Annotated in this window: 14 protein-coding genes; 4 read left to right on the forward strand and 10 right to left on the reverse strand. The window is 70.9% G+C overall.

Annotated features, from left to right (window positions below):
- Positions 1–614 (forward strand): TauD/TfdA dioxygenase family protein (locus VLJ82_RS07545; RefSeq protein ID WP_408662721.1); only part of this gene is annotated, 614 nt, incomplete at its 5' end.
- A gap of 360 nt (positions 615–974) precedes the next feature.
- Here VLJ82_RS07545 and VLJ82_RS07550 read toward each other — a convergent pair.
- Entirely contained in the window at positions 975–2,150 is a 1,176-nt protein-coding gene (locus VLJ82_RS07550; RefSeq protein WP_408662722.1) for a cytochrome P450, read from the reverse strand.
- Between the two features lie 236 nt (positions 2,151–2,386).
- Here VLJ82_RS07550 and VLJ82_RS07555 point away from each other — a divergent pair, with 236 nt between their 5' ends.
- Both VLJ82_RS07555 and VLJ82_RS07560 read left to right on the forward strand, forming a co-directional pair.
- Positions 2,387–2,947 carry a Panacea domain-containing protein gene (locus VLJ82_RS07555; protein ID WP_408662723.1) on the forward strand — a complete coding sequence of 187 codons (561 nt, stop codon included), beginning with the start codon at positions 2,387–2,389 and terminating at the stop codon, positions 2,945–2,947.
- Positions 2,944–3,243 (forward strand): hypothetical protein, encoded by a 300-nt coding sequence (locus VLJ82_RS07560; RefSeq protein ID WP_408662724.1) that lies wholly within the window; start codon positions 2,944–2,946, stop codon positions 3,241–3,243. Before VLJ82_RS07555 ends, VLJ82_RS07560 begins: the two co-directional genes overlap by 4 nt.
- A 17-nt stretch (positions 3,244–3,260) precedes the next feature.
- On the opposite strand, the gene VLJ82_RS07565 is transcribed toward VLJ82_RS07560, so the two are convergent.
- The 9 genes from VLJ82_RS07565 to VLJ82_RS07605 all read right to left on the reverse strand — a co-directional run bounded on the left by VLJ82_RS07565 (position 3,261) and on the right by VLJ82_RS07605 (position 13,193).
- On the reverse strand, positions 3,261–4,637 hold the full coding sequence (locus VLJ82_RS07565; protein WP_408662725.1) for a condensation domain-containing protein: 1,377 nt from the start codon (positions 4,635–4,637) through the stop codon (positions 3,261–3,263).
- An 87-nt stretch (positions 4,638–4,724) separates the two neighbouring features.
- Entirely contained in the window at positions 4,725–6,116 is a 1,392-nt protein-coding gene (locus VLJ82_RS07570) for a condensation domain-containing protein (RefSeq protein WP_408662726.1), read from the reverse strand.
- A 125-nt stretch (positions 6,117–6,241) separates the two neighbouring features.
- Positions 6,242–7,213 (reverse strand): alpha-ketoacid dehydrogenase subunit beta, encoded by a 972-nt coding sequence (locus tag VLJ82_RS07575; protein WP_408662727.1) that lies wholly within the window; start codon positions 7,211–7,213, stop codon positions 6,242–6,244.
- On the reverse strand, positions 7,213–8,178 hold the full coding sequence (locus VLJ82_RS07580) for a thiamine pyrophosphate-dependent dehydrogenase E1 component subunit alpha (RefSeq protein WP_408662728.1): 966 nt from the start codon (positions 8,176–8,178) through the stop codon (positions 7,213–7,215). Before VLJ82_RS07580 ends, VLJ82_RS07575 begins: the two co-directional genes overlap by 1 nt.
- Positions 8,178–9,506, reverse strand: coding sequence for a beta-ketoacyl-[acyl-carrier-protein] synthase family protein (locus tag VLJ82_RS07585; protein ID WP_408662792.1), 1,329 nt, complete (start codon positions 9,504–9,506; stop codon positions 8,178–8,180). Before VLJ82_RS07585 ends, VLJ82_RS07580 begins: the two co-directional genes overlap by 1 nt.
- A 48-nt stretch (positions 9,507–9,554) precedes the next feature.
- The gene (locus VLJ82_RS07590; protein WP_408662729.1) at positions 9,555–9,815 is read right to left on the reverse strand and encodes a phosphopantetheine-binding protein; all 261 of its coding nucleotides are present in this window, start codon (positions 9,813–9,815) and stop codon (positions 9,555–9,557) included.
- 147 nt (positions 9,816–9,962) lie between these two features.
- On the reverse strand, positions 9,963–10,907 hold the full coding sequence (locus VLJ82_RS07595) for a glycosyltransferase (RefSeq protein WP_408662730.1): 945 nt from the start codon (positions 10,905–10,907) through the stop codon (positions 9,963–9,965).
- Entirely contained in the window at positions 10,907–11,785 is an 879-nt protein-coding gene (locus tag VLJ82_RS07600) for a sulfotransferase family protein (protein WP_408662731.1), read from the reverse strand. Before VLJ82_RS07600 ends, VLJ82_RS07595 begins: the two co-directional genes overlap by 1 nt.
- Positions 11,786–11,945: 160 nt before the next feature.
- On the reverse strand, positions 11,946–13,193 hold the full coding sequence (locus tag VLJ82_RS07605) for a cytochrome P450 (RefSeq protein ID WP_408662732.1): 1,248 nt from the start codon (positions 13,191–13,193) through the stop codon (positions 11,946–11,948).
- 306 nt (positions 13,194–13,499) lie between these two features.
- Between VLJ82_RS07605 and VLJ82_RS07610 the strand changes: the two genes are divergently transcribed.
- Complete coding sequence (locus tag VLJ82_RS07610) at positions 13,500–13,712, forward strand: MbtH family protein (RefSeq protein ID WP_408662733.1); 213 nt, start codon at positions 13,500–13,502, stop codon at positions 13,710–13,712.
- Positions 13,713–13,776 lie beyond the last annotated feature (64 nt).

The following is a 13,776-nucleotide window of genomic DNA, read 5'->3' on the forward strand; positions in this document are numbered from 1 at the left end:
TCGTGATCATCGACTCCGAGGACGGCGGCCGGGTCGACGTCTGGCACACCGACATGACCTTCCACCAGAGCCCGCCGCAGTTCTCCATCCTGCAGCTGCTGCAGGTGCCCGAGACCGGCGGCGACACCATGTTCACCAACCAGTACCTGGTGTACGAGGAGCTGTCCGCGCCGCTGCGGGACTTCCTGGACGGGCTGACCGCGATCCACGTGATCCGGATCGGCAACGAGTTCACCAGCCGGGCCGAGCACCCGGTGGTACGGGTGCACCCGGAGACCGGCCGCCGCTCGCTCTACGTCAACCGGCTGTTCACCTCGCACATCCCGCAGCTGACCCGCAACGAGAGCGACGCGATCCTGGAGTACCTGTTCCGGTTCTCCGAGGGGCCGCAGTTCACCTGTCGCTACCGCTGGCGGCCCGGCGACATCGCGATCTGGGACAACCGCTGCACCCAGCACTACGCGGTCAACGACTACCGCGACATCCGGCGCGGCCAGCGGGTCACCGTGCTCGGCGACCACCCGACCGGCGACCAGCCGAGGTGGCCGCACTACCAGGCCGCGCCCGGCGCCCGCTACTGGCCGGACCGGGTCAACGCGGTCGACAACTACTGACCGAAGGGCGTCTGTGACGGTTGACCTGTACCTCCGCCGCATGGATGATGGGGGTAGCCGGGCCATCGCGGTGGACCCGGAAGTGAGCCTCGGGACTTCCTGCCGGACGACAGGGCCCGGGGCTTCGCGCTTGTAGGCGTCAGTTCACAGTGATCACAATGATTCGAAGCCGGACCGTGTCAACGCCGTCGACAACTACTGACTGACAGCCGTAGCCGGATCCCGCCGACTGGCAGCCCACCGCCGATCTCCGTATCCGCTTGCATTCCGTATCCGTTATGAGCGCCAGGGCGTACGAATCGGATACGGAATCCACTGGAGGTCGAGCGCTCCGGCCCCGGGCTGCTCAGGCCCGAGCGGCTACCAGGTGACCGGGAACTTGGCGATCCCCATGTTGATCCGGTCGTGCCGCCAGGGCAGATCCTCCAGCGGGATCGCCGGCGCCAGGTTCGGCAGCCGGCGCAGCAGGGTGGCCAGCGACAGCTCGACCTGCATCTTGCCGAGCGCGGCGCCCAGGCAGTAGTGCGGGCCGAACCCGAAGGTCAGGTGCGGGGTCTTCGAGGACCGCTCGATGTCGAAGACGTTGGGGTTCGGGAAGAACCGCGAATCCCGGTTGCCGTACCACGGCAGCGCCATCACCGACTCGCCCGCGCGGATGTGCACCCCGCCGAGGGAGATGTCGTCCGACATCATCACCACCCGGAACATGGCACTCACCGTGGTGTAGCGCAGCACCTCGTCGGCCGTCGAGGCACCCAGCCGCTCCGGCTCCGCGCGCAGCTTGGCCAGTTGCTCCGGGTGCTGGAACAGCGCCCGCAGCCCGGTGCTGGTCGAGTTGATCTCGATGCCGCCGATCAGCACCCCGACGGCCAGCTCCACCAGTTCCTCGTCGGTCAGCGCGCTGGTGCCCTGCTCGCCGAGCCACACCGAGAGCAGGTCGTCGGCCGGCGCGGCACGCTTGGCCACCAGCTGCTCGGCCAGATAGTCCCGCAACGCCTGCTGGGAGTCCACCGCCTCGGCCAGGCCGTAAGAGATCACCGAGTTGATCCCCTCCAGCCAGCCGTAGAACCGGTCGTGGTCCGAGGCTGGCACGCCGAGCACGTCGCACACGACCAGCATCGGCAGCGGCGCCACCAGCGAGCTCACCAGGTCCGCGGGCTGGCCGCCGGCGATCATGGCGTCCACCAGCTCGTCGACCAGCCGCTGCACCCGGGGCCGGTAGGAGTCCATCCGCCGGGCGGTGAAGGCCCGGCTGGCGATCCGGCGCACGCAGGCGTGCGGGGCGCCGTCCATCACCAGCGAGCGGGGACTGTCCTCGCCCGGCGCCTCGGTCGCGCCCGAGATGAGCCGGGAGAAGCGCGGGTCGGCCAGCACCGTGCAGCAGCCCTCATAGTCGAGCACCAGCCAGCACGGCCGGCCGTCGGGCAGGATCACCCGGGTGACCGGGTCCGTCTCGACCATGGCGAGGAGCTCATCGTCGAGGTCCCCGGTAAACGGTTCGAACGGGTAGTGCCGCAGCTCGGCTGCAACGGTCATCAGGCGGTACCTATCTTGTCCAGGCCGCGGTGCGGCTGAATTCTCGAAACTGCTGGGTGGAACTCCGGCCGCGGGTGACTGCGGAATCGGGGTAAGCCTGCGGTACGGCGCAGCCAGGCGTCAATACTCCCAAGCAGTAGGCAGTGGACAGTTGGACCGGCCAGCGGATACGCGCGATCGGTCACCGTCACGAGCGGTTGAGGGCCGCTGTCGTAGGTGTGCCATACCATGTCCGCATGGCCCCGTACTCCGCTCAGGACGTGGCCGCCGAGCTTCGGCGGCGGCTACCTGGCGTCGGGACCAAGAAGCTGCACAAGCTCCTCTACTACTGCCAGGGGCACCATCTGGGCGCGCTCGGGGAGCCGATGTTCTCCGAGGACTTCCAAGCGTGGGACCGCGGTCCGGTTGTCGCTTCGCTCTGGCGAGCCGAGCGCTATGACCAGGCCGAGCCGGTATCGGCAGCCGCCTTCGACCAGGGCACCCTCAACACGATCGGATATGTGATCAGCCGGTACGGCGCCATGACCGGTGCCGACCTCGAAGCACTCACCCACAACGAGCAGCCGTGGATGGTCGCCGATGCCCGCCGTCGGTCCGGTGGGTCACAGGTGATGGCCAAGGCCGAGATCGGCGCGTACTTCGCACACCACCAGGCGACCGATGAATCCGACGATGACGAGGACTTCGCTGTCGACCCAGCGGTCACCCGGGCATGGCTCGCCGGGGCCAAGGACCGGCTGCGCGACCCCCTCTCGCATGATGATCGAGGAGCCATCCTCGGCCTAACGAAGCAGTGACCTTCGGCGATATTCCGTTCTGGGAGTCGATCGGCTTTCACGAGCGGCTGCTTGCCTGGATCGAGTACGAGGCACCGGACAGTGACCTGATCGCCGTGGTCGCCACGTGGATCGATCGGCAGACCAGGCAGGACCCGTACCGGGGAGTGCAGCGTCAGACCGACATCGCCAGCAACCTGTGGTGGGGCCGGATCCCCGGCTCGGTGCGTAAGGGCACCGCTGTCTTCTGCTCGTACTGGATCGATGAGGACCTGCGTCAGGTCCGCTGCGACTCCATCAGCACTCTGAGCTGCTGAGTGCCGCGAAGGCCGGCTCAGCCGATGCCGGCCGGCGCCTCCGGGTCGAAGGCCGCCTCGACGGCCACCTGCTCGACCCCGTGCACGAAGTTTTCGACCTGGGACTCGGTGAAGCAGCTCATGTCGAAGATCAACTGCAGCTGGAGGGTGTCGCCGTGGTCCTCGACGGTGATGAAGGCCTGCTCGTGCAGGTGGTCCAGGGTGCCGTCCCAGGAGAACCAGGTCTCGGGGTGCCGCTCCTCGATCTGCCGCGGGGTCACCTCGGTGGTACGCGCCAGCTCGTCGATGATCTGCCGGTTGGTCATCCGCCGGTCATTGATCCGGCAGCTGACCTGCGCCTGGTAGCCGCGCTGGTCGTCCAGCCGGGCCATCAGCCCGGTGAGCCGGTCCGGGTCGTAGTAGGCATGCATGCCACCGGCCAGCAGGGCCCGCCGGCCGCGGGCGATCACCTCGTCCACGGTGGCGTCGGCGAGCTCCACGCTGACCAGTGAGTTCTGGGCGACCGGCGCGATGACCTCGGCCAGGCCCGGCCGGAACCGGTTGCTGGAGATCACCTTGGCAGTCAGGGTGTGCATCTCGCGGGCGCGCCCCAGCGCGGTGGCGATGACGCCGAACAACACCCGGGAGGTGTCCATGCCGGTCCGCCGGGCCAGTGCCAGCACCGCCAGGTGGGCGGCCGGTGAGTTGAACCGGGCGTGCCAGAACCGCCTGCCCTGCCGGCCGTCGGCGTGCACCGGCCCGCCGAAGGTGCGCGGCGGGATGTCGCGCAGGTGCGACTCCCAGTAGTTCAGCGACCGGTCGTTGGCCTTGAGCGCCTGCGGCGTCTGCTCCCGTTCGATGAGATCCAGCAGGTGCATCGTGCCGCCGGCCGGCTTGCCGGTGCTGAACTCCTCCATCAACATCGTGATCGCCGCGCCGTCGATGACCAGGTGGTTGTAGCAGGGCACCTGGTAGATCGGCACGCCCTCGTACCGGATCACCCCGAACCGGATGGGCAGGTCACGGGAGTGGTCGAAGGGGGTCATCAACCAGTCCAGCCAGAGCTGGTCGATGTACTTGCCGACCTCGACCGGGTCGTCCGCGCCGTCGAAGTCCATCACCTCGACCACGATCTCGCCGGAGTCCCGCACCAGCAGGCTGTCCCTGCCGTGGTCGTCGGTGTCCAGCCGGACCCGCAGCGCCGGGTGCCGGCTGACCAGGGTGGCCAGCCGCTCCGCCAGGCTCTCCACGGTGGTGCCCTCGGGCACCGCCTGGGCGCCGCTGGCGTTGAGGGAGAAGCCGCTCTCCCGGATGTCCTGCAGGACCGCCTTCATCCCCCAGTTCAACGCCGCCGGACCCGCGACCGCGGCGGAGTACGGCGTGACGTACCGGCTTTCGGCTGGCTGCACAGGCATGGGTGGTATTCGAACAAGGCCCCGGCAGTACGTCAACGTCGGGGTGCCCGTGCCACGGTGTCGCTGCTCCCCCCGCGCGGGCGGGGCTCAGCCGCAGCCGGCCGGCACGTCCGGGTTGAAGGCCGCCTCGATGGCCACCTGCTCCACGCCGTAGACGAAGTCCTCGATCTGCTTGTCGGTGAAGCAGGCCATGTCGAAGATCAGCTGCAGGTGGAAGGTGCCGCGGTAGTCCTCGATGGTGACGAAGGCGTCGTCGTAGCAGGTGTCCAGCGTGCCGTCCCAGGAGAAGAAGGTCTCGCCCAGTCTCGACTCGATGTCGGCCGGGGTGACCTGGCGGGCCCGCGCCTCCTCGGCCATCCACTTCTGGGTGGTCCGGCGCCGATCGTTCATCCGCAGGGTCACCGCGGCGGGATAGCCGCGCTCGTCGTCCAGCCGGGCCATCAGCTCGTTGAGGTGGTCCGGGTCGTAGTAGGAGTGCATGCCGCTGACCAGCAGCGCCTGCCGGCCGCGGGCCATCACCTCGTCCACCGTGGCGTCGGTGAGGTCGATGGAGATGATGCCGTTCAACGCGAGCGAGGCGATCACCTCGGAGAAACCGGGGCGGTACCGGTTGCTGAGAATCACCTTGGCCCGCAGCCGGTCCAGGCCCATGGCCCGGCCGAGGGCGACGGCGAGGACGGCGAACATCACCCGGGAGACGTCGCCCCCGGACCGCTGGGCGATCGCCAGCACCGCCTGGTAGGCAGCGGGCGAACCGAACGTGGCGTGCCAGTAGCGCTTTCCCAGCCGTCCCTCCGGGTAGCTCGGCTCGCCGAAGGTGCGGGGCGGGATGTCGCGCAGGTGCGACTCCCAGAACCGCATCGCCCGCCGGCTGATCTTCTGGGCCGCCTCGGAATGCTCGTAGTCGGCCAGTTGCAGGATGTTGATGGGGGTGGTTCTGCCGGCCCCCGCGGGCGGCTCGCCCACCCCCATCTCGGGCATCAGGTACCGCATCGAGGTGCCGTCGATGACCAGGTGGTTGAACGACAGGATCTGGTAGAGCGTCCGGCCGCGATGCCGGACGACCCCCATCCGGGCCGGCCAGTCGTCGAAGTGGTCGATGGGGTCGATCAGCCACTCCTGCCAGAGCCGCTCGGTGTACCGGGCCACCTCGACCGGGTCGTCGGAGTCGGCGAAGTCCAGCACCTCGACGGCCACCTCGCCACCGCTGTGCACCTGCTGGTAGAGGGTGCCGTCCTCGTCGGTGCCGAGCCGCACCCGCAGCGCCGGCTGCTCGCTGAGCAGCTTGCCCAGCCGGGCCGCCGCGGACTCCACCGTGGTGCCCGCCGCCAGGTTCTGGGCACCGGTGGCGTTGAGGGCCAAGCCGGTCTCGCGCTGGTCCTGCAACAGCGCCTTCTCGCCCCAGGTCAGCGGGCCACGGCCCGACACGGTTCCGGCGAAGGGCACCACGAGGCGGCTCTCGGCCGGCTGCAACGACATGGACGCATTCGACAAGACACCGGCGCGAAGGTCAATCCGCCGGGCCGGGTCGGGTTCCTGCCGCCCGTGCGCCCGATGCCCATCGGGACAACGTCAATCTCTCCCGCCTGGGTCGCGGGCCAGCCTCAGGAGTGCTTGAGCACCGCTTCGATCGCGGTGCGCAGCTGCTCGCGGCTCGGTTGCACCGCCAGGTCCAGCGCGCGGGCGAACGGCAGCACCGCGCCGTCCGGCCGGCTGATCCGCTTGGGCGGCGCGACCAGTCGCATCTCCTCGGCGGCGGTGGCCAGGATCTCGGCCCCCATGCCACAGCTGCGGTTGGAGTCGTCGATCACCACCAGCCGCCCGGTGCGTTCCAGCGACGCAGCCAGCGCCGGCCAGTCGAACGGGTACAGGGTGCGCGGGTCGAACACCTCGACCGAGACGGAGTCGGCCAGCTCCTCGGCGACCGCGATGGCATCGTGCACGAGGTGCCCGACCGCCACCACGGTGACGTCGGTGCCCGGCCGGTGAATCCGGGCCTGCCCGAGCGGCACCGGCCCGAGCGTGGCGTAGTCGACGTCCTCACGCTGGCTCACCGCGCCCGACGGCGCGAACACGACCACCGGGTCGTCGTCGCGGATGGCGCTCAGCAGCAGGCCGTAGGCGTCGGTCGGGGTGGCCGGCACCACCGTCTTGATGCCGACGTGGGCGAACAGGCTGTAGGGATGGTCGGAATGCTGGCCGGCCCAGCCGGGCCTCGATCCCGAGCTGGGCAGCAGGTAGGTGACCGGGACCTTCAACTGGCCGCCGGTCATCAGCGAGAACTTGTGCGCCTGGTTGGCGATCTGCTCGAACACCAGGTAGAGCAGGGCCGGGATCTGGAACTCGATCACCGGCCGGGCGCCTGCCATCGCCGCCCCGGTGGCCGCGCTGGTGAACGCCTGCTCCGAGATCGGCATGTCGATCACCCGGTCCGGGCCGAAGCGCTTGAGCAGGCCGGTGGTGACGTTGCTGACCGCCACCCGGATGTCCTCGCCGAACACGCAGACCGCCGGATCCTGTTCCATCTCGGCACCCAGCGCCCGGTTCAGCGCCTTCATGTAGGACAGGATGGTCATCAGCTCATCCCCGCCCGGGCGCGCAGGCCGTCGGCATAGAGGTAGTCCAGCGCGCCGGCCGGATCCGGCTCGGGGCTGTCCAGCACGAACCGCTCAGCCTCCTCCAGCAGCGCCTCGATCTCGGCGTCGATGCCGGCGCGGACCTCCTCGGGAACCCGGGCGCCCTGGATCTCCAGCGGATCCCGGACGCTGCCCTCGGCGACCTCCTCGGGCGTCCGGTACCGCGGGCGGGCCTGGTACTCCCAGGTGTGGTGGGCGTCGAAGCGGTAGGTGAGGCATTCCAGCAGGGTCGGGCCGCCACCGGAGCGGGCCCGCCGCACCGCCGCGGAGGCCGCGTCGCACACCACCTCGGCGTCCATGCCGTCGATCGTCTCGGCCGGAATGCCGAACGCCGCGGCCCGACCGAGGATGGAGCCCGCGGTCGCGTCGTGCACCCGCATCGAGGTGGCGAAACCGTTGTTCTCGCAGATGAACAGCACCGGCGCCTGCCACAGCGAGGCCAGGTTCAGCGCCTCCAGCAGCACGCCCTGGTTGACCGCGCCGTCGCCGAAGAAGGTCACCGTGACCAGGTCCCGGCCGGCCTGCCGGTGCCACCAGGCCGCCCCGGTGGCGATCGCCGCCGAGGCGCCGACGATGGCGTTCGCCCCGTAGATGCCGGTGCTGACGTCCGCGGCGTGCATCGACCCGCCGCGACCCCGGTTCAGCCCGGTCTCGCGACCGGCGAGCTCGGCCAGCATCCGGACCGGGTCGCTGCCCTTGGCCAGCACGTGGCCGTGCCCGCGATGGGTGCTGGTGATGATGTCGTCGGCGCGCAGCGCCGCGCACACGCCGGCCGCGATCGCCTCCTGCCCGATGTAGGGATGGATGCCGCCGGGGATCACGCCGCGCCGGACCAGGTCGATGGCCCGCTGCTCGAACCGGCGGATCAGCCGCACCGTCCGGTACAGCTCGGCGGAATCGGCCATCAGCGCTCGCCCCCTGCCGAGTTGTTCCGGGCTGAGCCGTCCCCGCCTGGATCGTTTCCGGTTGAATCGTTCGCGGCCGGATCGTTCCCGGCTGGATCGTTCCCGGCCGGGCCGGGGCTGGCCAGCACCAGGCTGACGTTGTGGCCGCCGAAGCCGAAGGAGTTCGACAGCACCGCCCGCGGCCGCGCCGTCCGGGCTGCCTTGCGGATGTGGTCGACATCGGGGTCCGGATCCGGGTCGTCCAGGTTGGCGGTCGGCGGCAGCAGCCCGCGCTGCAGCGCCTGCATGCCGATCGCGGCCTCGATCACGCCCGAGGTGCCCAGCATGTGGCCGGTCACCCCCTTGGTGGAGCTGACCGGCGGGCTCGCCGTACCGAAGACCGCGGAGATCGCCCGCAGCTCGGCGGCATCGCCGGCCTTGGTGGAAGTGCCGTGCGCGTTGAGGTAGCCGATGTCGCCCGGTTCCAGGCCGGCGTCGCGCAGCGCCAGCTGCATGCACCGGGCCGCGGCCGAGCCGTCCGGTCGCGGTGCGGTCGGGTGGTAGGCGTCGGTGGTGGCGCCCCAGCCGAGCACCTCGGCGTAGTGGGCGGCACCCCGGGCCCGGGCGTGCTCGGGCCGTTCCAGCACCAGCACCCCGGCACCCTCGCCGAGCACCAGGCCGTTGCGGCGCCGGTCGAACGGCCGGCTGGCCTCGGCCGGATCGGCCCAGCCGTGCGCCAGCGCCCGGGCGTTGGTGAAGGCGGAGGCGAAGGTCGGGAACAGCGGCGCCTCGCTGCACCCGGCCAGCACCACGTCGGCCTCACCGGCGCGCAGGATGCGCAGCGCGTCGCCGACCGACTGGGCGCCGGCGGCGCAGGCCGTGCCGGCCGAGGTGGCGTAGCCCTGGATGCCGAACTTGATCGCGATCCGGGCCGCGGCCATGTTCGGCAGCACGCCGGGCAGCAGGTACGGGCTGACCCCCAGCCGGCCCTTGCGGGCGTACAGGTTGGCCTGCTCCTCGAACAGCGCCAGGCCGCCCACCCCGGAGACCACCACCGCGATCCGGAACGGGTCCACGTCGCGGCCCACCTCGAGGCCGGCGTCGGCCAGCGCGTCCTCGGCGGCCCGCAGCGCCATCACGATGGCCCGGTCCACGAACCGGGCCTCGGTGGCCGGCAGCACGCTGGCCGGGTCGATGTCCGGGGCGAAGGCAGCCACGTCGAGCAGGCCGTGCAGCGGGTGGTCCTCCGGTGGCCGGCTGGCGCCGGACCAGCCGTCACAGGCCGCGGCGAACACCTCGGCGGGGCGGCTGCCGACCGGGCTCACCAGCCCGATGCCGGTGACCGCCATGCTTGTGGCCACGATGTTCCCCTCCGGCCGGTGCGCGCTGGTGACTGCTCAGGAAGCCGAGCTGGCCGGAGCGCGCGAGGCCACCAGCTCGGAGAACTCGCCGACCGTCATGCCGGCCAGCATCTCGGCCTCCTCGTCGTCGAACCGGACGCCGTACTCGTCCTCGACCCGGACCGCCAGTTCGGCCAGGGCAAGTGACTGCAGGTCTGCCCCCGCCGGGCCCAGCACCGTGTCGTCGTCGATTCCGTCGGTGCTGTAATTCATCTCCTTCAGCGACTGCAGGAGAAATTCGCGGATGTTCTCTTTCATGACCGGCAGGTCCTTTCGGGGGCGGGACGCCCGGAGGGTGCGACGGCAGGGCAGGCACGGATGGTCGCAGGTGGCGGGGAGGCTGGCAACCGCCAGCATATCGGCTCAGAACGGCCCGTCAGGTGACTGCGCGAATACCGCACCGGGCTACTCCCCGGCGCCCTGGGCGGCCGACGCGGTCGCCTGCTGGCGCAGGTACTCCCGGCAGTCCGGCAGTCCGCGGCCCTTGACGACGTCGTTGAAAGTCAGGAAGTTCAGCGCGCCGCCGAGCAACGGCAGCAGCCGCATCACCGGTGTGCCGTGTTTCTGCGCGACATAGCGGTGCACGCCGCGCGCCTCGGCCATCCGGGACGCCAGGCTCGAGCCGTGCGGGGAGTGCACGGAACTGGCCGACCGGTTGAGCAGGAACCGGACGCCGTCCAGGTGCAACCGGTACCCCAGTTCCAGGTCCTCGCCGCCCCAGCTGCGGATCTGCTCGTCGAACCCGCCGACCGCCCGCAGCCGGTCGGTCGGGGCCGACACGTTGCAGGTCCAGTAGATGATCCAGGGCGCCGGGAGGTCTGCGAACTCGTCGGCGTACTTGGCGTAGAACAACTCCCGGACGTCGGCCCAGCGCCCGGTCTCGCACAGCCGGTCGAGAAAGGCGTCCGGGTCGTCGAAGCCGCCGGACTCCAGGGCGCGCACCATCTCGGCCGCCTCGTCGCCGTCGGTGCCGAAGCCGTAGACGTAGCCGACCACCGCCACCGGCCCCTCGGCCCGCCGGTGGCTGTCCAGGTGGGCGGCCAGGCAGCCCGAGTGCAGCAGCACCCCGGAGTCGACCATCACGCACACCGCGCCGGCGGCGTGCGCGATGCCGACGTTGCGGGCCTGCGCCACCCGCCAGCCCTCGTCCGGCTGGAAGAAGTACTTCAGGTCCAACCGATCGGTATAGCTACGGGCCAGCTCGGCGGTGTCGTCGCTGGAACCGTCGTCGACCACCAGCACCTCGAAGTCCGCGCGCGGCAGGGTCTGGGCCACCAGCGAGTCCAGGGTGCGGCGCAGCAGCCCGGCCCGGTTGTAGGTCGGGATGATCACGCTGCAGGCCGGCGGCATCAGCGGCTCCCCGCGTCGCCGTCGGGGGCACTGTCGCGGCCGAGGGAATCGTCGCCGAGGGAGTCACCGTCGAGGGAGTCATCGTCCAGGGAGTAGCCGCAGGCGCGGGCCACCCGGCGCACCTCGTCGTCGTCCAGCAGAGCGCGCAGCGACGCCGGCAGGTCGGCCCAGTCCAGGATGGTCCGGCGGACCCGGCCGCCCAGCCCGACCGCGTGGATGCGCCGGTCGAACACCCGCCGGTCGAGCAGCTCCTCCTCCAGGCCGCAGTGCTCGGCGAACCGGACGGACCAGTGCGCGGGGTCGGCGACCAGGTCCTCGTAGCGCACCCGGAGCACCCAGGGCGGCAGGTCGGGCGCCGGCCAGAAGCTCGCGCCGACCCGGGTCCAGTCCCGGATCGCGATCTCGGTGTCGGCGCGCTTCCACTCGCCCCGCTCCCACACCTCCAGGCTGCGCAGGATGTCGCGCGGGTTCCGGGTGATATGCACCACCCGGCAGTCCGGGAACAGCCGCCGGAAGGCCCTCGCCTCGGCCAGGCCGTACCGGACCTCCTTGAACCCCCAGACCGGCCTGCCCAGATCCGCGGCGGGCTGGGCGAAGAGCACCTCGACGAACGCGCGCACCGCGTCGTCGATAGCACCGGCCTCCGGGGTCAGGTTGGCCATGAAGCTCTGGTGGCCCGAGCGCGCGTAGCCGAGCCGGCCGAGCTCGCCGTGCTCGGCCGTCCAGTCGGTCAGCCGCTCGCCCACCGCGAGCACCTCGCGCAGCTGGCCGGCGTGCTCCCCCCAGATCAGCACCTTGGGATGGGAGGACAGCAGCCGCTGGACGAGCGTGCTGCCGCAGCGCTGGCCCGCCGCCAGGATCAGGATCGGCGCGCTCATCGGGGGATCGGTAGGCCGTACCGCAGGAGGTCGCGGGTCCAGACGACGGCCACCACCATCTCCTGCCTGAAGTTCCGGTGCGCCAACCCGGGAGAACCCGGGCAGATGTCGCCGGGAGTATGTCCACAGTCCGAGCCTGCAGACAAGGCCCGGCCGCCGGTCAGCGGCCGGCGCTGGTCAGCTGCAGCAGCCGGACCGGCAGCCGGTCGTAGCCGCGCAGCATCAGCGCGCGCCGCTCCGGTGGCGGCCCGGCCAGCGCCAGGTCTGCGAACCGGTCGAGCAGCCGCGGAAAGGCGATCCGGCCCTCGGCCCGGCCCAGCACCGCACCGAGGCAGTAGTGCGGTCCGATGCTGAAGGCCAGGTGGTGGTTGTCGACCCTGCTCGGGTCGAAGGTGTCCGGATCGTCGAACCGGCGCGGGTCGCGGTTGGCCGCGCCGGTCAGCACCAGCACCAGCCGGCCGCGCTCGACCGGGACGCCCGCGATCTCGGCGTCGGCGAGGGCGCACCGCACCGCGAAGTGCACCGGCGGGTCGAAGCGCAGGATCTCCTCGACGTAGGACGGCGCCAGCGCGGGGTCGGCCCGCAGCGCGGCCAGCGCGTCCGGGTGCCCGGCGAGCAGCGCCAGGCCGTTGCCGAGCAGGTTGGCGGTGGTGCGGAAGCCGGCGTTGAACACCACCACCAGGTTGGCCAGCAGCTCCTCCTCGGTGAGCTCCTCGCCGTCCTGCCCGGCCAGCCGGGCCAGCGCCGAGATCAGGTCGTCGCGCGGCTGGGCCCGCCGGCCGGTGACCAGGGCGCTGAAGTACTCGTACAGCCGGGTGCCGGCGTCGTCGGCGGCCCTGATCTCGGCGAGCGAGTGCTGGCCGAGCTCCAGCACCGAGTCGAAGACCCGCACCAGCGGCAGCAGCCGGGGCCGGTGGGGCGCCGGCACGCCGAGCAGCTCACCGATCACGTCGCTGGGGAACGGCAGCGCGAAGCCGGCCATGAAGTCCACCGGATCGCCGTCGCGGGCCGAGCGGGCCAGCCGGTCGATCAGGCCGTCGGCGATCCGGGTGATCATCGGCTCCAGCTCGCCGACCTGCGCCGCGGTCATCGCCCGCCCGAACAGCCGGCGGACCCGGACGTGGTCCTCGCCGCTGGTGTTGAAGACCGAGGCCTGCAGGATGCTCATCACGGGGTGCTCGCGCCAGCCGGGACTGCCCCGGTCCAGGTAGCGCGCGTCGAGCACGCCGAAGTCCGGGTCGCGCAGCACCTGGCAGGCGGCGTCGTAGCCGCACACCGCCACCGCGAACCGGCTCCCCCGGCCGAGCGCGAACGCCGTCCCCTGCTCGTGCAACCTGGCGTAGTACGGATACGGGTCCCGCCGGACGTCCTCACTGAGCAGCTCGCGCAGGGATACCCCGGTGGACATGACCACTCCTTCGTTCGGTGACACCGGCGAGTGTCAGCGGCGAACTTGTCCGGTAATTGTCATATGTAATAACTGACATCGCAATGTCGGTGACGTGGAGCGGGGCGGCAGTACGTCGAATTGCGCAGACACCGACGTTTCCGGCAGAGCGTTTCGGCGGCGGGAACGGGCGATTATGCTGCCCGCCATGGCTGTACCCCACACCGGACTGACCACCGGTGCCCCGGCTTCCGCTGCCCCGATTCCCGTTGTCCCGACTGCTGTCGGCCCGGCCGCCGACCGGTCCGGCCCGATCGGATCGCGGCCATGACCAACCCGTTCGACGACCCCGAGGCCAGCTACCTCGTCGTGGTCAACGCCGAGGGCCAGCATGCGCTGTGGCCCATCTTTGCCGACGTCCCGGCCGGTTGGACGGTCGCGCTGCCGGCTGCCAGCCGCTCGGAGTGCCTGGCCTACGTCGAGCAGCACTGGACGGACATGCGCCCGGCCAGCCTCGTCGAGGCGATGGCCGAGGACTGATCCGCCGAAGCGGCGGCAGCGTGCAGTCACCCTCGCCCGGGGCTGCAAAAGTCATGTAAACGTC

Source organism: Jatrophihabitans sp. (assembly GCF_035474675.1).
Lineage (GTDB): Bacteria > Actinomycetota > Actinomycetes > Mycobacteriales > Jatrophihabitantaceae > Jatrophihabitans_A.

Coding starts and splice junctions, on each gene's coding strand:
- VLJ82_RS07550 (WP_408662722.1), bottom strand. CDS start 2,150: ATGACCGTTGCAGCCGAGCTGCGGCACTACCCGTTCGAACCGTTTACC.
- VLJ82_RS07555 (WP_408662723.1), top strand. CDS start 2,387: ATGGCCCCGTACTCCGCTCAGGACGTGGCCGCCGAGCTTCGGCGGCGG.
- VLJ82_RS07565 (WP_408662725.1), bottom strand. CDS start 4,637: ATGCCTGTGCAGCCAGCCGAAAGCCGGTACGTCACGCCGTACTCCGCC.
- VLJ82_RS07570 (WP_408662726.1), bottom strand. CDS start 6,116: ATGTCGTTGCAGCCGGCCGAGAGCCGCCTCGTGGTGCCCTTCGCCGGA.
- VLJ82_RS07575 (WP_408662727.1), bottom strand. CDS start 7,213: ATGACCATCCTGTCCTACATGAAGGCGCTGAACCGGGCGCTGGGTGCC.
- VLJ82_RS07580 (WP_408662728.1), bottom strand. CDS start 8,178: ATGGCCGATTCCGCCGAGCTGTACCGGACGGTGCGGCTGATCCGCCGG.
- VLJ82_RS07585 (WP_408662792.1), bottom strand. CDS start 9,506: ATGGCGGTCACCGGCATCGGGCTGGTGAGCCCGGTCGGCAGCCGCCCC.
- VLJ82_RS07590 (WP_408662729.1), bottom strand. CDS start 9,815: ATGAAAGAGAACATCCGCGAATTTCTCCTGCAGTCGCTGAAGGAGATG.
- VLJ82_RS07595 (WP_408662730.1), bottom strand. CDS start 10,907: ATGCCGCCGGCCTGCAGCGTGATCATCCCGACCTACAACCGGGCCGGG.
- VLJ82_RS07600 (WP_408662731.1), bottom strand. CDS start 11,785: ATGAGCGCGCCGATCCTGATCCTGGCGGCGGGCCAGCGCTGCGGCAGC.
- VLJ82_RS07605 (WP_408662732.1), bottom strand. CDS start 13,193: ATGTCCACCGGGGTATCCCTGCGCGAGCTGCTCAGTGAGGACGTCCGG.
- VLJ82_RS07610 (WP_408662733.1), top strand. CDS start 13,500: ATGACCAACCCGTTCGACGACCCCGAGGCCAGCTACCTCGTCGTGGTC.